The following is a 22267-nucleotide window of genomic DNA, read 5'->3' as shown; positions in this document are numbered from 1 at the left end:
ATCTTATTGTCCGAATTTATATTCTAACACGAGTAACTTTCCGGGGCTATCCGTGGTATAGAAAATAAAATGCCATAGACCATATTATAACATATAATGAAGAATGTCAATAGCAGAACGCAAGGATTCGTTGTTTTTATTTATCTTTTTCAGAATATACGACTTTCCAAAGGTATAATCCTTGTGGAGGCATGGTTTTGCCTGCTTTTGAACGATCTTTGGATGTGAGTATTTCTCCAATTTCTTCCGCGCTTCTTTTATGTAATCCCACTTCTACTAATGTACCTACAATAATCCGAACCATATTGTATAAAAAACCAGTCCCTTTTATCGAAAAAATGAGTTTATCGCCATCTTCTATAAAAGCGGTATGTGTGACAGTTCTGATTTTATCCCCTTTGACATTACTGTTCGCTGCACAAAATGCAGTGAAATCATGTGTGCCTACAAATTGTTCTGCTGCTTTATTCATATTTTCCACATCTAATCTTTTATTACTGTGATATTCATAATTTCGTCGGAAGATATCTTTGTCGCTCCCATGATGAAGAAAGTAACGATATTCTTTTTCCTTCACATCAAATCGAGCATGGAATTGATCAGACACCTCTTCCACATAATTGACATAGATATCGTCAGGTAACATCGTGTTCAATGCTCTCTTCCAGCTAGCAGTCGGTATACTTAAATCTGTATCAAAATGAATCACTTGCCCAACAGCATGCACTCCTTGATCTGTTCGACCTGATGCTGTAATTCGAACAGGCTTATTTTTATGCATTTTGAATAGTACTTTTTCTATTTCTGCTTGTACTGTTCGTTTATTTGGCTGTACCTGGTACCCAGAGAAATGCACTCCATCGTAACGAATCACTGCTTTTAATCGCATCAATACTACCTCCTTTCTTCACACTCTTACAAAATAAAGAACAACACAATAACACAACTATAAAAAAGGAATGCATAAAGATCTATACGTGTGAAACGAAGTTGTCTTAATTTCGTTCTACCTTCGCCCCCACGATACCCTCTTGCTTCCATCGCCATTGCTAATTCTTCTGCCCGTCTAAATGCACTTATAAATAATGGAACTAGTAATGGGACAATTGCATAGATCCTACTTTTTATTGTGCCAGTTTTCCAATCGACTCCACGAGAGGCTTGCGCTTTCGAAATCTTATCTAATTCTTCCATAAGTGTTGGGATGAAACGTAACGAAATGGATAGCATTAGAGCAAGTTCATGAATAGGCACCTTCCATTTCTTTAGTGGTTGTAATAACGTCTCTAAGCCATCTGTGATCTCCATTGGAGAGGTTGTTAATGTTAACAGAGATGTTATCATAATTAATAAAAAGAATCGTAAGGAGATGATTAACCCCTGTAACAGGCCCCCTTCATAGATCGTTATAGGCCCTAACTGCCATAATAACTGTCCTTCATTTGTAAAAAATAAATGAATAAAGAATGAGAACAAAATAAAAAACCATACTGGCATAATACCTTTTAATATAAATGTGATAGGTAACTTCGATAATGCAACAACAATGACAGCAAACAATGTCAATAACCCATAACCGATGCTATCATCTGCAAAAAAAACAATAATTACATAACTAAAAATAATTAACATTTTTGTACGAGGGTCTAACCGATGTAGTATCGAGTCTCCCGGTACGAATTGTCCTATAACTAACCACGATTTCATTTTCTCTCATCCTTTAATTGTTGCACAACTTCTATTGCTAATTCATCTATGGATTGACCAGAATAGACGATTTTACGTTTTAATTTCTGATTCAATCGATCAATGAAAAGTAACATTTCAGGTAATTCTAAATGATTTTTATGCAATGTTTCACGATTTTGAAAAATTTCCGTTGGTGAGCCTTCTAACACTTTCTCGCCTTGTTCTAAGACGATAATCCGGTCTGCATATTTCCACGCGTCTTCCATCTTATGTGTGACTAATACTGTAGTAAGCGAACGCTCCTTATGCATATGTGCAAACAAATCCATCATTTGCTTTTGACCATATGGATCTAATCCCACTGTTGGCTCATCTAATACTAGTACACTTGGTTGTACTGCTAAGACACTAGCTATAGCCACACGTCTCATCTGTCCACCACTAAGCTCAAATGGCGACTTTTCTAATATCGATAGATCTAACCCTACATCTGTCATCACACGGTTTGTTCTAATCATTATTTCTTCCTCTGGCACGCCAAAATTCTGTGGACCAAATGCAATATCTTTACGAACCGTTTCTTCGAATAACTGATGTTCGGGATATTGAAAAACAATTCCAACACGCTCTCTTAACCCTTTTAAATCTTGTTTTTTTCCATGACTTGACAATTGATAATCACCAATTGTCACAGTACCTTCTGTAGGAATTAAGAGACCATTCATGTGTTGTAATAATGTGGATTTACCAGAACCTGTATGTCCTACTATTGCTACGAATTCACCTGAATGAATAGTAAGGTTTATTTGATTCAATGCCTGAAAGGAAAAAGGCGTATTCTTTTGATAAGTATAGCTTACATTCTCAAAATTTATTTCCATAGCTCACGTATTAACTCCTCATGTGTTAATGGATGGGTATGTAACAAAATCCCATTTTTTCCAATTTGTTTAGTGAATTGGGTTAGTAACGGTGGTAGTAATCCATATGTCTTCCAATTTTCCGTTGAAGAAAAGAAATGACGTGGTGTGGTATCTTGTTCTAATCTACCTTCATGAAAAACAAAAACTCGATTAGCTATCGACAGTTCATTCATATCATGCGTAATGGAAATACATGTTAACTCATTTTCTTGTTTTACCTTATCTATCGTTTCTAGTATGCTTTTTCTACCAATCGGGTCTAACATCGATGTCGCTTCATCTAAAATAAGTATCTCAGGGTAGATTGCTATCACACCAGCGATTGCTACACGTTGCTTTTGGCCACCTGACAAATGATGTGCTTCATGTTGTTTATATGAAGACATGCCTACTTTTGTTAGACTCTCATCAATACGTCGAATCATTTCCTCACGCGGGATTCCTCGATTCTCTAAACCAAAGGCAACATCATCTAATACAGTTGTACCTACAAATTGATTCTCTGGATTTTGAAAGACCATGCCCACTTTTTGCCGAATATCAAATATCGTTTGTGGAGTTACTTTCATACCATCGATATAGATCGTACCTGATTGAGGCAATAAAAGACCATTCATTAATTTTGCAACTGTTGATTTACCAGATCCATTTCGTCCAATTATTGCGATAGTTTCACCCTTATTGATTTGGAAACTAACATTCTTTAATGTCCACGTTTCGTCATCATTATATCTAAAGTACACATTTTCAAACTCGATTTGTGTCATATTATAAGAACTACCTTTCTGATTCTATTTCCCGGGAAATGCTTCTTCATTTATGATACTTGTTTGAGAACGTGGTTGACAAGGAGAATGTAAGTCATTCTACAAAAATTGCTATATTTTTTATGTATGATAATATTTAGAATTGCTAATCGTTACTTTAGAAGGAATATTGTAGGAGTTATTTATACATACAAAAAAAGGGCTTGGTTTAACCACTCAAGTGATTGGCCCCTGCCCTTCCTGCTTGATCTTATTTAATTAAACAAGTTCAATAATCGCCATTTCTGCCCCATCACCACGACGAGGTCCTAATTTCAATACTCTTGTATATCCACCTTGACGATCTTCATATCGCTTAGCAACGTCATTGAAAAGCTTTTGTACAGCATCTTCATTTTCGTTTGCTTCTGCATTGTATAAGAATGCCGCAGCTTGACGACGAGCGTGTAAATCACCGCGTTTACCTAAAGTAATCATCTTATCAACAACAGAACGTAATTCTTTAGCTTTTGCTTCAGTTGTTTCAATACGTTCGTGGATAATCAGATCAGTAGCTAAACCACGTAATAATGCTTTACGCTGGTCAGTCGTACGTCCTAACTTTCTAGCCATGAATATTCCCTCCTTCGTAAAACTTCTGTCAAGAAGATAAAAGTCGACTTACTCTTCGTTTCTTAGTCCTAGACCTAAATCCTCTAATTTATGCTTCACTTCTTCTAAAGACTTACGACCAAGGTTACGTACCTTCATCATGTCTTCTTCGGACTTATGAGCTAATTCTTGAACAGTATTGATTCCAGCACGTTTCAGACAGTTGTATGAACGCACAGATAAATCAAGCTCTTCAATTGTCATTTCAAGAACTTTTTCCTTTTGGTCTTCTTCTTTTTCAATCATAATTTCAGCATTTTTCGCTTCATCTGTTAAACCTACGAAAATATTAATGTGTTCCATAAATATTTTCGCACCTAAAGATACAGCTTCTTCAGGACGGATACTTCCATCTGTTAACACGTCAAAAGTAAGTTTATCAAAATTGGAATCTTGACCAATACGGGTATTTTCTACTTGATAGGTTACCTTTTGAACTGGTGTAAAGATAGAATCAACTGGAATTACACCAATTGGACGATCTTCGTGGTTATTCGTGTCAGCGGGGCGATATCCTCGACCACTTTTTGCTGAAATACGCATTTTAAGATGACCGTTATCACTTAATGTAGCGATATGAAGATCAGGATTTAATATCTCGACATCACTATCAAAAATGATATCTGCAGCCGTAACTTTTCCTTCTCCCTGTACATCTACTTCTAGCGTTTTTTCCTCATCAGAGTAAATTTTAAGAGCTAGTTTTTTAAGATTTAGAATAATAGTAGTTACGTCCTCTACTACTCCATCTACAGTAGAAAATTCATGAAGTGCGCCATCTATTTGTACAGATGTCACAGCAGCGCCAGGAAGTGAAGATAATAGGATACGACGCAAGGAGTTCCCTAATGTAGTACCATATCCACGTTCTAGTGGTTCTACAACGAACTTTCCGTAAGTAGCATCATTGCTGATTTCTACTGTTTCAATTTTCGGTTTTTCAATTTCGATCATTCATTAAACCCTCCTTTAAAACGTCGAAACCCCGGTTAGACTTCACGTCTAACCGAAATTCCCCAGGTAGGCAGTCCCGTTTCTGCACACTGCAATTGTATGAAATGTCTGTCGAATGCAATGGTGTTAAGAGAAAAGACAGTTATATACTCTATTCAGCTATCATAAACCATTATAGACAGATTAACAAATATTATACTGCGATTATACTCGACGACGTTTTGGCGGGCGACAACCATTGTGAGGAACCGGTGTTACATCAACAATGGCAGTTACTTCTAAACCTGCTGCTTGAAGTGAACGAATTGCTGCTTCACGTCCACCACCAGGTCCTTTTACTGTAACCTCTAATGTCTTCATACCATGATCTTGCGCAGCTTTTGCAGCAGCTTCAGCAGCCATTTGTGCAGCGAATGGAGTAGATTTACGAGAACCTTTAAAACCAAGTGCACCTGCACTGCTCCAACTAACCGCATTACCTTGAACATCAGTAATTGTTACAATTGTGTTGTTAAAAGTAGAACGAATATGAGCAACACCAGTGTCAATATTCTTTTTCACACGGCGCTTACGTGTATTAGTTTTACGAGCCATAAATTAGCATACCTCCTTTATATTATTTCTTTTTGTTAGCCATTGTTTTTCTCGGACCTTTACGAGTACGAGAGTTGTTTTTTGTTTTTTGACCACGAACAGGTAATCCACGACGGTGACGAACACCACGATAGCAACCAATTTCGATTAGACGTTTGATGTTTAGAGATACTTCACGACGAAGATCCCCTTCAACAGTGTATCCATCTACAAGTTGGCGGATTTTACCTAATTCGTCTTCTGTTAAATCACGAACACGAGTATTCTCATCAATTCCAGCTTCAGCTAGAACTTTTTGAGCAGTTGTTTTACCAATTCCGTAAATATAAGTTAATGAGATAACTACACGCTTATCACGTGGAACATCTACACCAGCAATACGTGCCATAGATTGCATGCACCTCCTTCTTTATTATCCTTGTTTTTGTTTATGTTTAGGGTTTTCGCAGATTACCATTACTTTTCCTTTACGACGAATAACCTTACATTTTTCACAAATCGGTTTTACAGATGGTCTTACCTTCATCTTCCATACCTCCTCTAGTATCGGAGCATTTTATTTATAGCGGTACGTAATACGACCTCTTGTTAAATCATATGGAGAAAGTTCAACCGTTACTTTGTCACCAGGTAAGATTCGAATGAAGTGCATTCTAATTTTACCTGAAACATGAGCAAGAACGGTATGACCATTCTCTAATTCTACTTTAAACATTGCATTAGGTAATGTATCAATTACAGTACCTTCGACTTCAATTGCATCGTCTTTCGCCATCGAGTTGATCTCCCTTCTTCAAATCTGCCAGTATTTCATTGACAAACTTAGTAATAGCGTAACGCAACTTTCCGTTGGTTACACGCCCTGTTTCGAGAAGGCTCTTTTGTACTTCAGGAGAAATAAAATCCATACAGACAATATGATTGACATTCTTCTTCTTGGGTCGATCATACTTTCGTTTCTCTCCGTCTGCCAATAACACAAAACGACTGTCTAGCTTTTCAATAACAATTGCATACTGACCTGCTTCTCGTCCTTGTAGGATTTGAACAACTTGACCTAAATCCGGATACCTCTCCGTTTCGCTCAACCATCATCACCTTCATTTAGGTTATATGTTTAGCTCACAATAAATACGTGTACTTTATCATTATACCAACTTTACGATTAAAAAATCATAAAATATTCTTTAATTTTTCATCGATATCAATAAACACTTTATCAATTGCCTGCGAACCATCAATTGTTACTAGACTTCCTTTGTCAGAATAAAAATCTAACATTGGTTGTGTTTGTGCGATGTTTACATCAAGTCTATTTTTAACTGTAGCCGGTTGGTCATCTTCGCGTTGGATAAGCGCTGCACCATCTTTATCACACACACCTTCTTCTTTAGGTGGGTTGAATAGAACATGGTACGTTGCTCCGCAAGTTGGGCAAATGCGACGGCCAGTTAAACGTTCAACTAATTCGTTTGTATCTACATCGACATGTAACACATAATCTAATGATTTATTCATCTTATTAAGCAATTGATCTAATGCTTCTGCTTGTGCAATCGTACGAGGGAAACCATCAAGTAAAAAGCCTTTTTCACAATCAGGTTTACTTAGACGCTCCTCAACGATTCCGATGGTTACTTCATCAGGAACAAGTGATCCTTCATCCATAAAGCTTTTTGCCTTTTGTCCGAGTTCTGTTCCTTCTTTAATAGCTAATCTGAACATATCTCCAGTTGAAATATGAGGGATTTGGTACTTCTCTACAATTTTTTCTGCCTGTGTTCCTTTACCAGCACCAGGCAAGCCCATTAGGATAAGATTCAACGAATTTCCCCTCGCTCTCTATCTATTCCGATACAAAAAACTTATTTAATAAAGCCTTTGTAATTACGTTTTACTAATTGTCCTTCTAATTGTTTCATTGTTTGTAGTGCTACCCCGACAACAATCAATAGACTTGTTCCGCCTATTTGAACTGCGTCTGGTAAACCAGCTAAACTACCAATAATAATTGGAAGTACAGAAACAGCTGCTAAGAACAGCGCTCCGACAAATGTTAAACGGTACATTACACGAGTTAAATAAGTTTCCGTATTTTGACCTGGACGTATACCTGGGATATAGCCACCTTGTTTCTTTAAGTTATCTGCCATTTGCTCAGGATTAACTTGAACAAAAGTATAAAAATACGTGAAGGCGATAATTAGAGCAACATAAATGATCATACCAGAAGGTTTCGTATAATCAAAAAAGTTAGAAATTGCCATTGCTATATCATTATTCTCAAAGAAACTAGCAATCGTTCTCGGAGCAATAATAAATGAAACGGCAAAGATTACTGGGATAACTCCTGCTGCATTCACTTTTAATGGTAAATGCGTGGAATGTCCGCCAACTGGTGAACGGTTTACTAGACGTTTTGCATATTGTACTGGTATTTTACGAAGTGCTTGTTGGATGAAAATCACACCAACAGTGATCGCAATAATCAATAAGACAATTAACAGAACTATAATGATATTAATGAATAATTCATCATTTGCACCTGCTCCAAAATATTGTGCATAAATTTGATTCACACCATTTGGAATTGCCGCAACGATACCCGCAAAAATCAGGATAGAGATACCATTTCCCACACCATGTGCAGTAATTTGCTCTCCAACCCACATTAAAAATGCAGTACCTGTTGTTAAAATTAAAGCGATAACTAACACTTTGCCAATTCCAGGATCACTAATTAATAGTCCCCCAGACATTGCGTTAAAACCAACCGCCATAGCACATCCTTGGATTAAAGCAAGCACAATGGTAGCATAGCGAGTTACCTGTGCTAACTTCTTACGTCCCATTTCTCCTTGTTTCTTCCACTCTGAGAATTTTTGGACTACATCCATTTGCAATAATTGCATGATAATGGATGCAGTGATATATGGCATAATTCCCATAGCAAAGATGGAGAAGTTCTGTAAGGCTCCACCACCAAACGTGTTGATTAATCCGAAAACACTCTGTTCATTCATAAAATTAATTGCACTTCGATCAGTGAATGGTACAGGAATAAATGTACCTATTCGAAATACAACTAACATTAGAAGTGTGAATATAATTTTTTGTCTGATATCAGCCACACGCACAAAATTGGAGATTGTACGAAACATTAAATCACCTCTGTTTGACCGCCCGCTGCTTCAATAGCATCTTTCGCTGAAGCAGAAAACTTATGAGCTTTTACTGTTAGTTTCTTTTCTAACTTTCCGTTACCAAGAATCTTAACACCAGATTTTAATTTGCTGATGGTACCTGATTCAAGTAAAAGCTCAGGAGTCACTTCAGTACCTTCATCAAAGTTGTTTAAAGTTTCTAAGTTTACAATCGCAAATTCTTTACGGTTAATGTTTGTAAACCCACGTTTAGGAAGACGTTGGAATAATGGCATTTGACCACCTTCGAAGCCTAAACGCACACCTCCACCTGAACGAGAGTTTTGACCTTTATGTCCACGTCCAGACGTTTTACCATTACCTGATGACATACCACGACCTACACGATTACGATTCTTTTTCGGTTGGGCTGGTTTTAATTCATGAAGTTTCATGCGAGCACCTCCTCTTTACAGTGAATTTTATTAAACTTCTTTTACTTCTACTAAATGTGATACTTTATTAATCATGCCTCGCACGACAGGAGTATCTTCACGAACTACTGATTGGTGAATCTTTTTTAATCCTAGTGTTTGTACAGTAGCTTTTTGTCCTTCAGATCTACCGATAACACTGCGTTTGAGGGTAATTTCTAATTTATTAGACATTCGTTTTCCCTCCTTATCCTAACAATTCTTCTACAGACTTACCACGAAGTTTTGCTACTTCTTCAGCACGTTTTAGCTCGCTAAGTCCATTGATAGTCGCACGCACCATGTTAATTGGTGTGTTAGATCCTAATGATTTAGATAGGATATCGCCAACACCAGCTAATTCTAATACGGCACGAACAGGTCCACCAGCGATAACTCCAGTACCTTCAGCTGCAGGCTTCATTAAAATGCTTCCCGCACCGAATTGTCCGATGACATCGTGTGGAATAGATGTACCAACGATAGGTACTTTGATTAAGTTTTTCTTTGCATCGTCAATTGCTTTCTTAATCGCATCTGGTACCTCTTGTGCTTTACCAGTACCAAATCCTACATGACCATTTTTATCTCCGACTACTACAAGTGCAGCAAAACGAAAACGACGTCCACCTTTTACTACTTTTGCTACACGGTTGATTGTTACAACGCGTTCTTCTAAATCTAATTTGTTTGGGTCGATGTTAGTACGCAACATATGTCCCTCCTTTTTTATTAAAATTCAAGACCTGCTTCACGAGCAGCATCAGCTAAAGATTTAACTCGACCATGATATAAATATCCACCACGATCAAATACTACATTCTTAATTCCTTTTTCTTGTGCACGTTTTGCTACAAGTTCTCCAACTTGTCTCGCAGCATCAACATTACCAGTTGACTCTAATTTTAATTCATTATCAACAGTCGATGCACTAGCGATAGTTACGTTATTTATATCATCAATGATTTGTGCATAGATGTGTTTGTTTGAACGGAATACGTTTAGACGTGGACGCTCCGCAGTACCGAATAGGTTCTTACGAATACGTAAATGTCTTTTTTTACGTACACTATTTTTGTCAGGCTTTGTGATCATCTAGGTCACTCCTTTCTGTTCCCTACCTAAAAACCTCTATTTACTTACTTAGCAGTTTTTCCTTCTTTACGACGTACATATTCACCTTCGTAACGAATACCTTTTCCTTTATAAGGTTCAGGTGGGCGAATCGCACGGATGTTAGCAGCTACTGCGCCAACACGTTCTTTATCAATACCTTTTACGATTACTTTTGTATTCGCAGGTACTTCAATTTCAATTCCCTCTTCTTGCTCAATTTCAACTGGATGTGAATATCCAGCACTAACAACAAGTTTCGTTCCTTGTTTTTGAGCACGGTAACCTACACCTTGAATCTCAAGAGCTTTTTCGAAACCTTTGTGAACACCTTCAACCATGTTTCCGATTAAGCTACGTGTAGTACCATGTAATGCTTTATGTTGTTTACTGTCACTTGGACGTGCAACAGTAAGAATATTATCTTCAATTTTGATTGTTAAGTCACTGTTAAATGTACGGCTCAATTCACCTTTAGGCCCTTTTACAGTAACATGACCACCATCAATGTTAATTTCCACACCTTGTGGAATCTCTAATTGTTTTAAACCTATACGAGACATGCTGTACACCTCCTGTCATCTAGAAAATTATTACCAAATATATGCAAGTACTTCTCCGCCGATTGCTTGCGCACGTGCTTCTTTATCAGAAAGAACACCTTTAGAAGTTGAAACGATTGCGATACCTAAACCGTTAAGAACTTTAGGTAATTCATCTGCTTTAGCATAAACGCGAAGTCCTGGTTTACTAATCTTTTTAAGTCCAGTAATTACACGTTCTTCATTCGCACCGTACTTTAAGAATACACGAAGAATACCTTGTTTGTTATCTTCTACATATTCATAATCACGGATAAAACCTTCACGTTTTAAAATATCAGCAATTTCTTTTTTAAGATTCGACGCTGGAAATTCTAATTTCTCATGGCGTACCATGTTAGCGTTACGAATACGAGTAAGCATATCTGCAATTGGATCTGTCATAACCATTTCATATTACCTCCTTCCCAATTTGGGGTTTTACCAGCTTGCTTTTTTAACACCAGGAATTTGACCTTTATATGCAAGTTCACGGAAACAAATACGGCAAAGTTTAAATTTGCGAATTACTGAATGTGGACGTCCGCAACGTTCACAACGAGTATATTCTTGCACTTTAAATTTTGCAGGACGCTTTTGCTTTGCGATCATTGATTTTTTAGCCACTCTTTTCCCTCCTTATACTAGCTTCAGCGCTTATTTTTGGAAAGGCATGCCAAGTTGAGTTAAGAGTTCAGCAGCTTCTTCATCTGAATTCGCTGTTGTAACAATAACAATATCCATCCCTCTTACTTTACTTACTTTATCGTAGTTAATTTCAGGGAAGATTAATTGTTCCTTAACACCTAGAGTGTAGTTTCCACGACCATCGAATGCCTTTTTAGAAATACCACGGAAGTCACGAACACGTGGTAGAGATACATCAATTAATTTTTGAAGGAAATCGTACATGCGGTCACCACGAAGAGTAACTTTTGCACCAATTGGCATTCCTTCACGTAAACGAAAACCTGCGATTGATTTTTTCGCTTTTGTAATAACTGGTTGTTGACCTGATAATTGTGCTAATTCCTCTACAGCTGAATCTAAAGCTTTAGAGTTTTGTACAGCATCACCAACACCCATGTTAATAACGATCTTCTCAACTTTAGGTACTTCCATTACTGATTTATAATTAAATTTTTCTACTAATGAAGAAACAATCTCATTACTATATTTTTGTTTTAATGCGTTCATCACGTAAACCTCCTTTCATCGCTAATACTATTTATCTAACGCTTCACCAGATTTTTTAGCGATACGAACTTTCTTTCCATCACGAACTTCATATCCAACACGAGTTGGTTCACCAGACTTAGGATCAACTGGCATTACATTAGAAACATGAATTGCTGCTTCTTGATTAAGGATTCCACCTTGTGGATTATCTTGAGAAGGTTTCGCGTGTTTTTTCACGATATTAACTCCTTCTACAAGCACACGGTCTTTTTTAGGAAACGCAGCTAAAATAACGCCTTGTTTTCCTTTATCTTTACCAGAAATAACTTGAACTTTATCACCTTTTTTTACATGCATGCTATCCGCACCTCCTTACAAGGTATTTTCCGTTTCGTGCCTTATAATACTTCTGGAGCTAGAGATACGATTTTCATAAACTTAGCATCACGTAATTCACGTGCTACTGGTCCAAAAATACGAGTACCTCTTGGACTTTGGTCATCACGAATAATAACAGCTGCATTTTCGTCAAATTTAATATAAGAACCATCTTTACGTCTCACACCACTTTTTGTACGAACGATAACAGCTTTTACTACTTCACCTTTTTTAACAACGCCTCCTGGTGTTGCTTGTTTCACCGTACAAACAATTACATCACCGATATTCGCTGTCTTACGACCTGAGCCACCCAATACTTTGATTGTAAGTACCTCACGTGCACCAGAGTTATCTGCTACTTTTAAACGAGATTCTTGTTGAATCATATTCGTGTACCTCCCTTCGGAACTTATCCGAGCGAACTTTTAATTAGATAATTACTGCTTCTTCCACAACTTCTACTAAACGGAAACGCTTTGTAGCTGATAGTGGACGAGTTTCCATGATACGAACAACATCGCCAATTTTAGCAGTATTGTTTTCATCATGAGCTTTGAACTTTTTAGAGTACTTAACACGTTTGTTATACAGTTTGTGGAACTTATAAGTTTCAACTAAAACTGTAATAGTCTTATCCATTTTGTCAGAAACAACACGTCCTGTATAGACTTTACGATTATTACGCTCACTCATATGAGGCTAACCTCCTTCATTTATCCGTTATTTACGCTTAGCTCTCTTTCGCGAACAACAGTTTTCATTCGTGCGATTGATTTGCGCACTTCACGAAGACGTGCAGTGTTTTCCAATTGACCTGTAGCTAATTGGAAACGCAAATTGAAAAGCTCTTCTTTTAATGATTTGATCTTTTGTTCAATTTCGGCAGTGGTTAGTTCTCTAATATCTTTAGCCTTCATTGATTTCACCACCAATTTCTTCTCGTTTTACGAATTTCGTTTTAACCGGTAATTTGTGAGCTGCAAGACGAAGCGCTTCACGAGCAACCTCTTCAGATACACCTGCAATTTCAAACATTACCTTTCCTGGTTTCACTACTGCTACCCATCCTTCAGGAGCACCTTTACCAGAACCCATACGAACCTCTAGAGGCTTTTTCGTATATGGCTTATCTGGGAATATTTTAATCCAAACTTTACCACCACGTTTCATATAACGAGTCATCGCTATACGCGCAGCTTCGATTTGGCGACTAGTAATCCAAGACGCTTCTGTTGCTTGTAAACCGAACTCACCAAATGCAACAGTTGTTCCGCCTTTTGCTTTACCTTTCATGTTACCACGATGTTGTTTACGATGTTTTACACGTTTTGGCATTAACATAATGCGTTGCCCCCTTCCTTATTTATTGTTTTTAGTTGGAAGGACTTCTCCACGGTAGATCCATACTTTAACACCTAATTTACCGTAAGTAGTATCTGCTTCTGCAGTACCATAGTCAATATCAGCACGTAAAGTATGAAGTGGTACAGTTCCTTCACTATAATGTTCAGCTCTCGCCATATCTGCTCCACCTAGACGGCCAGATACTTGTGTTTTGATACCTTTTGCTCCAGCACGCATAGCACGTTGGATTGTTTGTTTCTGTGCACGACGGAAAGAAACACGGTTTTCAAGTTGACGAGCAATATTTTCAGCAACTAATTTAGCATCTAAATCAGCTCTTTTAATTTCTACGATGTTGATGTGTACTCTTTTACCTGTAAGTTCGTTTAGGGCTTTACGAAGTGCTTCTACTTCTGAACCACCTTTACCGATTACCATACCAGGTTTCGCTGTAGAGATAGAAATGTTTACACGATTTGCTGCTCTTTCAATCTCAACTTTAGATACAGCACCATCTTTTAAGCGTTTTTCAATATATTCACGAATTTTAATGTCTTCATGTAAAAGATCAGCATAGTCTTTACCAGCATACCATTTTGATTCCCAATCACGAATAATACCGACACGAAGACCATTAGGATTTACTTTTTGACCCACAGATTATCCCTCCTTCTTCTCAGATAGAACCACTGTAATGTGGCTTGTGCGTTTGTTGATTTGACTCGCACGACCTTGTGCACGTGGACGGAAACGTTTCAATGTTACCCCTTCGTTCACAAATGCTTCAGAAATATATAAATTATCTGGATTCATTTCATAATTATGCTCAGCGTTCGCAACAGCAGAGTTGATTAATTTTTCAACTACTGGTGATGCACTACGTTGAGTGTGCTTTAAAATCGCAATTGCTTCTCCGACATTTTTACCGCGAACTAAATCGACAACTAAGCGGACTTTACGAGGAGCAATACGAATTGATTTCGCAACAGCTTTAGCTTGCATTAGGAGTACCTCCTCTCAATTAACGTTTTGTTTTCTTGTCATCTCCAGCATGCCCTCTATACGTGCGTGTTGGAGCGAATTCGCCTAATTTATGTCCAACCATATCTTCTGTTACATATACTGGCACATGTTTGCGACCATCATATACTGCAATTGTATGACCGATGAAACTTGGGAAGATAGTAGAACGACGTGACCAAGTCTTTACAACTGTCTTCTTGTCATCTTCGTTTAATTTATCGATCTTTTTCAGTAAATGGTCATCTGCGAAAGGTCCTTTTTTTAAGCTACGACCCATGGATAAGCCTCCCTTCGCGATTGACAGACGGGTATTAAGTCCCGTCGTTCAACCCCGTTATTTTTTACGTTTACGTACAATAAATTTATCAGATTGCTTGTTGCGTTTACGCGTTTTGTAACCAAGTGTTGGTTTACCCCATGGTGACATTGGTGATTTACGTCCGATTGGCGCGCGTCCTTCACCACCACCGTGTGGGTGATCATTAGGGTTCATTACGGAACCACGAACTGTAGGGCGTTTGCCTAACCAACGAGAACGTCCTGCTTTACCAATATTGATTAGTTCATGTTCTAAGTTACCAACTTGACCAACTGTAGCGCGACAAGTTGCTAGAATTAAACGAACTTCACCAGATGATAAGCGAACAAGTACATATTTCTCTTCTCTACCAAGGATTTGTGCTTGAGCTCCAGCAGATCTTGCTAATTGGCCTCCGCGTCCTGGTTTTAATTCAATATTATGCACAACTGTACCAACTGGAATGTTGATTAGTGGTAATGCATTACCTGGTCTGATATCTGCATCAGGTCCTGATTCCACTTGTTGTCCTACTTGTAATCCTTTAGGTGCAAGGATATAACGTTTTTCTCCATCTGCATAATTAATTAATGCGATGTTTGCTGAGCGGTTAGGATCGTACTCAATTGTAGCAACGTTTCCTGGAATGCCATCTTTATCACGTTTGAAATCGATAATACGATATTTACGCTTGTGGCCACCGCCTTGATGACGAACAGTCAATTTACCTTGATTGTTACGACCACCTCTTTTGCTTAAAGGAGCAAGTAAAGACTTTTCTGGTTTATTAGTTGTAATCTCAGCAAAGTCAGATACTGACATTCCTCTACGACCATTTGAGGTTGGTTTGTATTTTTTAATCGCCATCTTTTTCCCTCCTTTTTATTTAAAGTTATTAGCTCTCAAAGAAATCTAGTTCTTTACTATCTTCAGATAATTGAACAATAGCTCTTTTGCGATTTGGACGATATCCACCATAACGTCCCATACGTTTGAATTTACCTTTTCTATTTAAAGTATTTACGTTAACTACTTTAACTCCAAAGATTACTTCAATTGCATCTTTGATCTGCGATTTGTTAGCTTCTTTAGGCACTTCAAAAGTGTATTTTTTTTCAGCCATTAAATCTGCAGTGTGTTCAGTAATGATAGGGCGCTTAATAATATCACGAGGATCCTTCATTATGCAAGCACCTCCCCTGCTTTTTCAGCTGCTTCTTTTGTAATAATCAGCTTGTCATGCGTAAGCAAGTCTAGAACGTTAACTTGGCTTACAGTTAATACTTTAACATTTGGTAGGTTGTTAGCTGATTTTGCTAAAACAGTGTCAGTATCTGCAGTTACGATTAATGCTTTTGTATCTACGTTTAATGAAGCAAGCATTGAAACTACTTCTTTTGTTTTAGGAGCATCAAATGCGATTCCTTCTAATACAACTAAGCTATCTTCTTTTACTTTAGAAGAGAATGCAGATTTAAGCGCTAATCTACGAACTTTCTTAGGTAATTTATAGCTATAGCTTCTTGGCGTAGGTCCAAATACTGTTCCACCGCCTACCCATTGTGGTGATCTAATAGAACCTTGACGCGCACGTCCAGTTCCTTTTTGACGCCATGGTTTACGTCCACCACCGCGTACTTCCGAGCGATTTTTTACAGCGTGTGTACCTTGACGAAGTGATGCGCGTTGCATTAAAACAGCGTCATGTAATACGTGTTCGTTTGGCTCAATACCAAATACTGCATCGCTAATTTCCACATCACCTACTTGTGATCCACTTTGATTAAATAGTGCTACTTTAGGCATGACATATCCTCCCTTCGGTTATTATTAGTTAGCCTTTACTGCACTCGTAATTTTAACGAATGATTTTTTAGAACCAGGCACATTACCTTTAACTAGTAAAAGATTACGTTCAGCGTCAACTTTTACAATTTCAAGGTTTTGGATTGTGATTTGCTTTCCACCCATTTGACCTGGAAGTTTTTTACCTTTGAATACGTGCATTGGATCAATTGGACCCATTGTACCTGGTCTTCTGTGGTAACGAGAACCGTGACTCATTGGCCCACGAGATTGGTTGTGGCGTTTGATAGCCCCTTGGAATCCTTTCCCTTTTGAAGTTCCAGTTACATCAATTACATCTCCAGCTTGAAATACCTCTACGCTAATTTCTTGACCTAATTCATACTCATCAAGATTAACGTCACGGATTTCACGAATGAAGCGCTTAGGTGTAGTGCTCGCTTTTTCAGCGTGCCCTTGTTCTGGTTTGTTTGTACGATTTTTCTTTTGATCAGCAAACCCGATTTGAATCGCTTCATACCCGTCATTTTCTTCTGTTCGCTTTTGCAGCACAACGTTTGGTTCAGCTTCGATAACTGTTACAGGAATTAATTCCCCTTCTTCTGAGAAAAGCTGAGTCATGCCGATTTTGCGGCCTAAGATTCCTTTCGTCATCCGTAACACCTCCTAGATTGTTTATATTATTATAATTTAATTTCGATATCTACACCTGACGGTAAATCAAGACGCATTAATGCATCAACCGTTTTTGGTGTTGGACTTACAATGTCGATTAGACGTTTATGTGTGCGCATTTCGAATTGCTCACGTGAATCTTTATATTTATGAACCGCACGAAGAATCGTGTAAACTGATTTCTCAGTTGGTAATGGAATCGGTCCAGAAACACCTGCACCTGATCTTTTAGCAGTATCTACAATTTTCTCTGCAGATTGATCTAAAATACGGTGATCATACGCTTTTAAACGAATTCTAATTTTTTCTTTTGCCATTATTTTCCCTCCTTTTCGCCCATTTTATAATAGACTTTCTCCGCGAAAATTCCTTAGCACACTAGCCATGGCAAAGGGGCCGGGTGTGCCAACAACCTTCCGCATCATCGCCTCTTAAATGACCAACATTGTTCATTATATATAATTTTTAGGCTAAATGCAACATTTAATCGAATTTTTTTAAAAAAATATGAAACTAGTTTAAGTTTATCGTGTTTTTTGTCATAACGTAGACAGCGACGATCATTTCATACGCACACACGAAGTATTTATCGTTTAGTTTTATCTTTTGTTAGATAATACATATAATGAAGTATTTGTTTTATTTCTTTTTTATAATGGTTGTATATACTTAATGATTGAAAATTAATCTATCCAATTGAACGATGTACATCAAATGTATCAAAAAAGACAAGTAGCATGATGCTACTTGTCTTTTTTTAAATATTAAACTTATTTTTGGATTGTAGCTACTACTCCAGCACCTACAGTACGTCCACCTTCACGGATTGAGAATTTAGTTCCTTCTTCAATCGCGATTGGAGAAATAAGTTCTACAGTCATTTCGATGTTATCTCCAGGCATAACCATTTCTACGCCTTCTGGAAGATGTACAACACCAGTTACGTCAGTTGTACGGAAGTAGAACTGAGGACGGTAGTTAGTGAAGAATGGAGTGTGACGTCCACCTTCTTCTTTAGATAGTACATAAACCTCTGCTTTGAAGTTAGTATGAGGTGTAATTGTACCTGGTTTAGCTAATACTTGACCACGGTTGATATCTTCACGAGCTACCCCACGAAGAAGTGCACCAATGTTATCTCCAGCTTCAGCGTAATCTAAAAGCTTACGGAACATTTCTACACCTGTTACAGTTGTTTTAGAAGCTTCTTCAGCAAGACCGATGATTTCTACTTCGTCTCCAACTTTAACAACACCACGCTCAACACGTCCTGTTGCAACAGTACCACGACCAGTGATAGAGAATACATCCTCAACTGGCATCATGAATGGTTTTTCAGTATCACGGTCTGGACGAGGGATATACTCATCAACAGCATCCATAAGTTCAAGAATTGCGTTCACATATTGTTCTTCGCCTTCTAGTGCTTTAAGAGCTGAACCTTTGATAACTGGTACGTCATCACCAGGGAAATCATATTCAGATAATAGATCACGTACTTCCATCTCTACTAATTCAAGAAGTTCTTCGTCATCTACCATATCACATTTGTTTAAGAATACTACAATCGCAGGTACACCTACTTGACGAGAAAGTAAGATGTGCTCACGAGTTTGTGGCATTGGACCATCAGCAGCAGATACTACTAAGATCGCACCATCCATTTGTGCAGCACCAGTGATCATGTTTTTAACATAGTCAGCGTGACCAGGACAGTCAACGTGTGCATAGTGACGAGTTTCAGTTTCATACTCAACGTGTGCAGTTGAGATAGTGATTCCACGTTCTCTTTCTTCAGGAGCTCCATCGATTTGATCGTATGCACGAGCTTCCCCTTTACCGAATTTGTTGAAAAGAACGTTAGTAATTGCAGCAGTTAATGTAGTTTTACCATGGTCAACGTGTCCAATAGTACCAATATTAACGTGGTCTTTGGAACGGTCAAATTTTTCTTTACCCATGAATATTTCCTCCTTTAAATAAATGAAATATAATATTATATTTACAAGTATCTCAGCTTAGAAAGTAGACTTTCTAAGCCTATAATACAAGTTATACTTTAGATTGCAAGAAAAATCAATTATTCACCTGAATTTTTCTTGATAATTTCTTCTCCAACACTCTTAGGTACTTCTTCATAGTGATCAAAGTGCATTGTGTATGTTCCACGACCTTGCGTATTAGAACGAAGTGCAGTTGCATATCCGAACATTTCAGCAAGTGGGACGAACGCTTTAACTACTTGTGAGTTACCGCGAGCTTCCATACCTTCTACACGTCCACGACGAGAAGTAACATCACCCATGATGTCTCCCATGTATTCTTCTGGGATAACAATCTCTACTTTAGTAATAGGTTCTAAGATTACAGGATTACATTTGTTTTTCGCAGCTTTAAGTGCCATAGAAGCAGCTACTCTAAACGCAGTTTCGTTAGAGTCAACATCGTGATAGCTTCCATCATATAATGATGCTTTCACATCGATTAAAGGATATCCAGCTAACACTCCATTAGCCATCGCTTCTTTTATACCAGCTTCTACTGAAGGGATGTATTCACGTGGAACCACACCACCAACAATATTGTTTACAAATTCGAATCCAGCACCTTCTTCGTTCGGCTCAAACTTGATCCAAACATGACCATATTGACCACGTCCACCAGATTGACGTACGAATTTACCTTCAACCTCAGCAGCAGCACGGAATGTTTCACGGTATGATACTTGTGGAGCACCTACGTTAGCTTCTACTTTAAACTCACGACGTAGACGGTCTACGATGATATCAAGGTGTAACTCACCCATACCTGAAATAATTGTTTGACCAGTTTCTTGGTTTGTTTCAGTACGGAATGTTGGATCCTCTTCAGCTAACTTAGCTAATGCAGTACCCATTTTATCTTGATCAGCTTTTGATTTAGGCTCAATAGCTACTGAAATAACAGGCTCTGGGAATTCCATTGATTCAAGAATTACTAAACTCTTTTCATCACATAGTGTATCCCCTGTAGATGTGTCTTTAAGACCAACCGCACCAGCAATATCTCCTGCATATACTTCGTCAATCTCTTCACGAGAGTTTGCGTGCATTTGTAAGATACGACCTACACGTTCACGCTTATCTTTTGTAGAGTTTTTAACGTAAGAACCAGATTTTAATGTACCTGAATACACACGGAAGAATGTAAGTTTACCAACGAATGGATCTGTCATAACTTTAAATGCTAATGCAGAGAACGGTTCGTTATCATCAGCTTTACGAACAATTTTATCTTCAGAACCAGCTAAAGTACCTTCAATTGGAGGAATATCAAGTGGTGATGGTAAGTAATCAACTACACCATCAAGCATTAATTGTACCCCTTTGTTTTTGAAGGCAGAACCACAGAACACAGGATAGAATTCTACATTTAAAGTAGCAGTACGAATTGCTGCTTTAAGTTCTTCGTTAGAAATTTCTTCACCTTCTAAGTAACGTTCCATTAATTCTTCATCTAATTCAGATACAGCTTCAGTTAAGCTTGCGCGTAATTCTTCAGCTTTATCTTTAAGTTCTGCAGGAATCTCTTTCGCTTCAGAACGAGTTCCTAAATCATCTTCATAATAATATGCTTTCATCTCGATAAGGTCGATGATACCTTCGAATTCATCTTCAGCACCAATTGGAAGTTGAACAGCGTGAGCATTTGCACCTAGACGGTCAACTAAAGTACCGATAGAATACAAGAAATCTGCTCCTGTTTTATCCATTTTGTTGATGAATACAATACGAGGTACACCGTAAGTAGTAGCTTGACGCCATACTGTTTCTGTTTGTGGTTCTACACCTGATTGTGCATCAAGTACAGTAACCGCACCATCTAATACACGTAATGAACGCTCAACTTCAACTGTGAAGTCTACGTGTCCAGGAGTATCGATAATGTTAACGCGGTGTTCTTTCCATTGTGCTGTTGTAGCAGCAGATGTAATCGTGATACCACGTTCTTGTTCCTGCTCCATCCAGTCCATTTGAGAAGCACCTTCGTGTGTTTCTCCAATTTTGTGGATACGACCAGTGTAAAATAAAATACGTTCTGTTGTTGTTGTTTTACCAGCATCGATGTGAGCCATGATCCCGATATTACGTGTTTTCTCCAAGGAGAACTCTCTAGGCATGATTCTTTCTCCTTCCTGAATATAGAATAGTTAATATGATTACCAACGGTAGTGAGCAAACGCTTTGTTCGCTTCTGCCATTTTGTGCATATCTTCGCGTTTTTTAACTGATGCTCCAGTGTTGTTAGATGCATCTAAAATTTCATTAGCTAAACGCTCTTCCATTGTTTTTTCTCCGCGTAAACGTGAATAATTCACAACATAACGAAGACCTAAAGCTTGACGGCGTTCTGGACGTACTTCAACAGGTACTTGGTAGTTAGATCCACCAACACGACGAGCACGTACTTCCAATACAGGCATTACGTTTTTCATCGCTTGTTCAAATACTTCCATAGCATTTTGTCCACTACGCTCTTGAACTAATTCAAATGCGCGGTAAAGAATTTTTTGTGCTTTTCCTCTTTTTCCATCAACCATAATTTGATTAATTAAACGTGTTACAAGTTTAGAGTTGTATAACGGATCTGGTAAGACATCACGTTTAGTAACTGGTCCTTTACGTGGCATATCT

The 22267-nt window shown here is 38.0% G+C and carries 37 protein-coding genes; all 37 read right to left on the bottom strand.

Annotated features, from left to right (window positions below; all coding sequences use genetic code 11):
- Window positions 1-136: 136 nt before the first annotated feature.
- The 37 genes from truA to rpsG all read right to left on the bottom strand — a co-directional run bounded on the left by truA (window position 137) and on the right by rpsG (window position 22263).
- Entirely contained in the window at window positions 137-889 is a 753-nt protein-coding gene (gene truA, locus ACFOZ1_RS15835) for a tRNA pseudouridine(38-40) synthase TruA (RefSeq protein WP_390200835.1), read from the bottom strand.
- Window positions 890-915: 26 nt separating this feature from the next.
- Window positions 916-1707, bottom strand: a complete 792-nt coding sequence (locus ACFOZ1_RS15830; RefSeq protein ID WP_390200833.1) for an energy-coupling factor transporter transmembrane component T family protein — start codon at window positions 1705-1707, stop codon at window positions 916-918.
- Complete coding sequence (locus ACFOZ1_RS15825) at window positions 1704-2570, bottom strand: energy-coupling factor transporter ATPase (RefSeq protein ID WP_390200831.1); 867 nt, start codon at window positions 2568-2570, stop codon at window positions 1704-1706. The genes ACFOZ1_RS15830 and ACFOZ1_RS15825 overlap by 4 nt, the downstream gene beginning before the upstream one ends.
- Window positions 2561-3379, bottom strand: coding sequence for an energy-coupling factor transporter ATPase (locus ACFOZ1_RS15820; protein WP_390200829.1), 819 nt, complete (start codon window positions 3377-3379; stop codon window positions 2561-2563). The genes ACFOZ1_RS15825 and ACFOZ1_RS15820 overlap by 10 nt, the downstream gene beginning before the upstream one ends.
- A 258-nt stretch (window positions 3380-3637) precedes the next feature.
- Window positions 3638-3991, bottom strand: a complete 354-nt coding sequence (gene rplQ / locus ACFOZ1_RS15815; RefSeq protein WP_390200827.1) for a 50S ribosomal protein L17 — start codon at window positions 3989-3991, stop codon at window positions 3638-3640.
- A gap of 48 nt (window positions 3992-4039) precedes the next feature.
- Complete coding sequence (locus tag ACFOZ1_RS15810) at window positions 4040-4984, bottom strand: DNA-directed RNA polymerase subunit alpha (RefSeq protein WP_390200826.1); 945 nt, start codon at window positions 4982-4984, stop codon at window positions 4040-4042.
- Between the two features lie 204 nt (window positions 4985-5188).
- Window positions 5189-5578 (bottom strand): 30S ribosomal protein S11, encoded by a 390-nt coding sequence (gene rpsK / locus ACFOZ1_RS15805; protein WP_390200824.1) that lies wholly within the window; start codon window positions 5576-5578, stop codon window positions 5189-5191.
- Between the two features lie 22 nt (window positions 5579-5600).
- The gene (gene rpsM, locus ACFOZ1_RS15800; RefSeq protein ID WP_390200822.1) at window positions 5601-5966 is read right to left on the bottom strand and encodes a 30S ribosomal protein S13; all 366 of its coding nucleotides are present in this window, start codon (window positions 5964-5966) and stop codon (window positions 5601-5603) included.
- A 24-nt stretch (window positions 5967-5990) separates the two neighbouring features.
- Window positions 5991-6104 (bottom strand): 50S ribosomal protein L36, encoded by a 114-nt coding sequence (rpmJ, locus tag ACFOZ1_RS15795; protein ID WP_003156543.1) that lies wholly within the window; start codon window positions 6102-6104, stop codon window positions 5991-5993.
- Between the two features lie 30 nt (window positions 6105-6134).
- A complete protein-coding gene (gene infA / locus ACFOZ1_RS15790; RefSeq protein ID WP_018934234.1) occupies window positions 6135-6353 on the bottom strand; it encodes a translation initiation factor IF-1 in 219 nt (72 codons plus the stop codon).
- Entirely contained in the window at window positions 6331-6666 is a 336-nt protein-coding gene (locus ACFOZ1_RS15785; protein ID WP_390200819.1) for an RNA-binding protein, read from the bottom strand. Before ACFOZ1_RS15785 ends, infA begins: the two co-directional genes overlap by 23 nt.
- Before the next feature lie 85 nt (window positions 6667-6751).
- The gene (locus ACFOZ1_RS15780; RefSeq protein ID WP_390200818.1) at window positions 6752-7402 is read right to left on the bottom strand and encodes an adenylate kinase; all 651 of its coding nucleotides are present in this window, start codon (window positions 7400-7402) and stop codon (window positions 6752-6754) included.
- A gap of 41 nt (window positions 7403-7443) precedes the next feature.
- Window positions 7444-8739 carry a preprotein translocase subunit SecY gene (gene secY, locus ACFOZ1_RS15775; RefSeq protein ID WP_390200816.1) on the bottom strand — a complete coding sequence of 432 codons (1296 nt, stop codon included), beginning with the start codon at window positions 8737-8739 and terminating at the stop codon, window positions 7444-7446.
- Window positions 8739-9176, bottom strand: coding sequence for a 50S ribosomal protein L15 (gene rplO / locus ACFOZ1_RS15770; RefSeq protein ID WP_390200814.1), 438 nt, complete (start codon window positions 9174-9176; stop codon window positions 8739-8741). The genes secY and rplO overlap by 1 nt, the downstream gene beginning before the upstream one ends.
- A 30-nt stretch (window positions 9177-9206) precedes the next feature.
- Window positions 9207-9389: a 50S ribosomal protein L30 gene (rpmD, locus tag ACFOZ1_RS15765; RefSeq protein ID WP_390200812.1), complete on the bottom strand. Its 183-nt coding sequence runs from the start codon at window positions 9387-9389 to the stop codon at window positions 9207-9209.
- A gap of 13 nt (window positions 9390-9402) precedes the next feature.
- Window positions 9403-9909 carry a 30S ribosomal protein S5 gene (gene rpsE, locus ACFOZ1_RS15760; RefSeq protein ID WP_390200811.1) on the bottom strand — a complete coding sequence of 169 codons (507 nt, stop codon included), beginning with the start codon at window positions 9907-9909 and terminating at the stop codon, window positions 9403-9405.
- Between the two features lie 17 nt (window positions 9910-9926).
- A complete protein-coding gene (gene rplR / locus ACFOZ1_RS15755) occupies window positions 9927-10289 on the bottom strand; it encodes a 50S ribosomal protein L18 (protein ID WP_390200809.1) in 363 nt (120 codons plus the stop codon).
- A gap of 44 nt (window positions 10290-10333) precedes the next feature.
- Window positions 10334-10870, bottom strand: coding sequence for a 50S ribosomal protein L6 (gene rplF / locus ACFOZ1_RS15750; protein WP_390200807.1), 537 nt, complete (start codon window positions 10868-10870; stop codon window positions 10334-10336).
- 30 nt (window positions 10871-10900) lie between these two features.
- Window positions 10901-11299 (bottom strand): 30S ribosomal protein S8, encoded by a 399-nt coding sequence (gene rpsH, locus ACFOZ1_RS15745; protein ID WP_390200805.1) that lies wholly within the window; start codon window positions 11297-11299, stop codon window positions 10901-10903.
- A 30-nt stretch (window positions 11300-11329) separates the two neighbouring features.
- Window positions 11330-11515, bottom strand: coding sequence for a 30S ribosomal protein S14 (rpsN, locus tag ACFOZ1_RS15740; protein WP_054787917.1), 186 nt, complete (start codon window positions 11513-11515; stop codon window positions 11330-11332).
- Between the two features lie 30 nt (window positions 11516-11545).
- Window positions 11546-12085, bottom strand: a complete 540-nt coding sequence (gene rplE / locus ACFOZ1_RS15735; RefSeq protein ID WP_390200804.1) for a 50S ribosomal protein L5 — start codon at window positions 12083-12085, stop codon at window positions 11546-11548.
- A 27-nt stretch (window positions 12086-12112) separates the two neighbouring features.
- Complete coding sequence (rplX, locus tag ACFOZ1_RS15730) at window positions 12113-12424, bottom strand: 50S ribosomal protein L24 (protein WP_390200802.1); 312 nt, start codon at window positions 12422-12424, stop codon at window positions 12113-12115.
- A 41-nt stretch (window positions 12425-12465) separates the two neighbouring features.
- Window positions 12466-12834: a 50S ribosomal protein L14 gene (gene rplN / locus ACFOZ1_RS15725; RefSeq protein ID WP_390200800.1), complete on the bottom strand. Its 369-nt coding sequence runs from the start codon at window positions 12832-12834 to the stop codon at window positions 12466-12468.
- A 43-nt stretch (window positions 12835-12877) separates the two neighbouring features.
- A complete protein-coding gene (gene rpsQ, locus ACFOZ1_RS15720; protein ID WP_390200799.1) occupies window positions 12878-13141 on the bottom strand; it encodes a 30S ribosomal protein S17 in 264 nt (87 codons plus the stop codon).
- Between the two features lie 20 nt (window positions 13142-13161).
- Window positions 13162-13365 (bottom strand): 50S ribosomal protein L29, encoded by a 204-nt coding sequence (gene rpmC / locus ACFOZ1_RS15715; RefSeq protein WP_390200797.1) that lies wholly within the window; start codon window positions 13363-13365, stop codon window positions 13162-13164.
- Window positions 13355-13789, bottom strand: coding sequence for a 50S ribosomal protein L16 (rplP, locus tag ACFOZ1_RS15710; RefSeq protein WP_390200795.1), 435 nt, complete (start codon window positions 13787-13789; stop codon window positions 13355-13357). Before rplP ends, rpmC begins: the two co-directional genes overlap by 11 nt.
- A gap of 18 nt (window positions 13790-13807) precedes the next feature.
- On the bottom strand, window positions 13808-14449 hold the full coding sequence (gene rpsC / locus ACFOZ1_RS15705) for a 30S ribosomal protein S3 (protein ID WP_390200793.1): 642 nt from the start codon (window positions 14447-14449) through the stop codon (window positions 13808-13810).
- A 3-nt stretch (window positions 14450-14452) separates the two neighbouring features.
- On the bottom strand, window positions 14453-14794 hold the full coding sequence (gene rplV, locus ACFOZ1_RS15700) for a 50S ribosomal protein L22 (RefSeq protein ID WP_390200791.1): 342 nt from the start codon (window positions 14792-14794) through the stop codon (window positions 14453-14455).
- 19 nt (window positions 14795-14813) lie between these two features.
- The gene (rpsS, locus tag ACFOZ1_RS15695) at window positions 14814-15092 is read right to left on the bottom strand and encodes a 30S ribosomal protein S19 (RefSeq protein ID WP_204669230.1); all 279 of its coding nucleotides are present in this window, start codon (window positions 15090-15092) and stop codon (window positions 14814-14816) included.
- Window positions 15093-15149: 57 nt separating this feature from the next.
- Window positions 15150-15980, bottom strand: coding sequence for a 50S ribosomal protein L2 (rplB, locus tag ACFOZ1_RS15690; RefSeq protein ID WP_390200789.1), 831 nt, complete (start codon window positions 15978-15980; stop codon window positions 15150-15152).
- A 28-nt stretch (window positions 15981-16008) separates the two neighbouring features.
- On the bottom strand, window positions 16009-16296 hold the full coding sequence (rplW, locus tag ACFOZ1_RS15685; protein ID WP_390200788.1) for a 50S ribosomal protein L23: 288 nt from the start codon (window positions 16294-16296) through the stop codon (window positions 16009-16011).
- Entirely contained in the window at window positions 16296-16919 is a 624-nt protein-coding gene (gene rplD / locus ACFOZ1_RS15680) for a 50S ribosomal protein L4 (protein WP_390200786.1), read from the bottom strand. Before rplD ends, rplW begins: the two co-directional genes overlap by 1 nt.
- 24 nt (window positions 16920-16943) lie before the next feature.
- Complete coding sequence (gene rplC, locus ACFOZ1_RS15675) at window positions 16944-17573, bottom strand: 50S ribosomal protein L3 (protein ID WP_390200784.1); 630 nt, start codon at window positions 17571-17573, stop codon at window positions 16944-16946.
- A gap of 29 nt (window positions 17574-17602) precedes the next feature.
- Window positions 17603-17911 carry a 30S ribosomal protein S10 gene (gene rpsJ / locus ACFOZ1_RS15670; RefSeq protein WP_089743697.1) on the bottom strand — a complete coding sequence of 103 codons (309 nt, stop codon included), beginning with the start codon at window positions 17909-17911 and terminating at the stop codon, window positions 17603-17605.
- Window positions 17912-18364: 453 nt separating this feature from the next.
- Complete coding sequence (gene tuf / locus ACFOZ1_RS15665; RefSeq protein ID WP_390200783.1) at window positions 18365-19555, bottom strand: elongation factor Tu; 1191 nt, start codon at window positions 19553-19555, stop codon at window positions 18365-18367.
- A gap of 119 nt (window positions 19556-19674) precedes the next feature.
- Window positions 19675-21753, bottom strand: coding sequence for an elongation factor G (gene fusA / locus ACFOZ1_RS15660; RefSeq protein WP_390200781.1), 2079 nt, complete (start codon window positions 21751-21753; stop codon window positions 19675-19677).
- A gap of 39 nt (window positions 21754-21792) precedes the next feature.
- The gene (gene rpsG, locus ACFOZ1_RS15655; protein ID WP_390200780.1) at window positions 21793-22263 is read right to left on the bottom strand and encodes a 30S ribosomal protein S7; all 471 of its coding nucleotides are present in this window, start codon (window positions 22261-22263) and stop codon (window positions 21793-21795) included.
- Window positions 22264-22267: the final 4 nt, after the last annotated feature.

Source organism: Gracilibacillus marinus (assembly GCF_042651725.1).
GTDB lineage: Bacteria > Bacillota > Bacilli > Bacillales > Amphibacillaceae > Gracilibacillus > Gracilibacillus marinus.
This window is presented reverse-complemented; position numbering and strand designations above follow the sequence as displayed.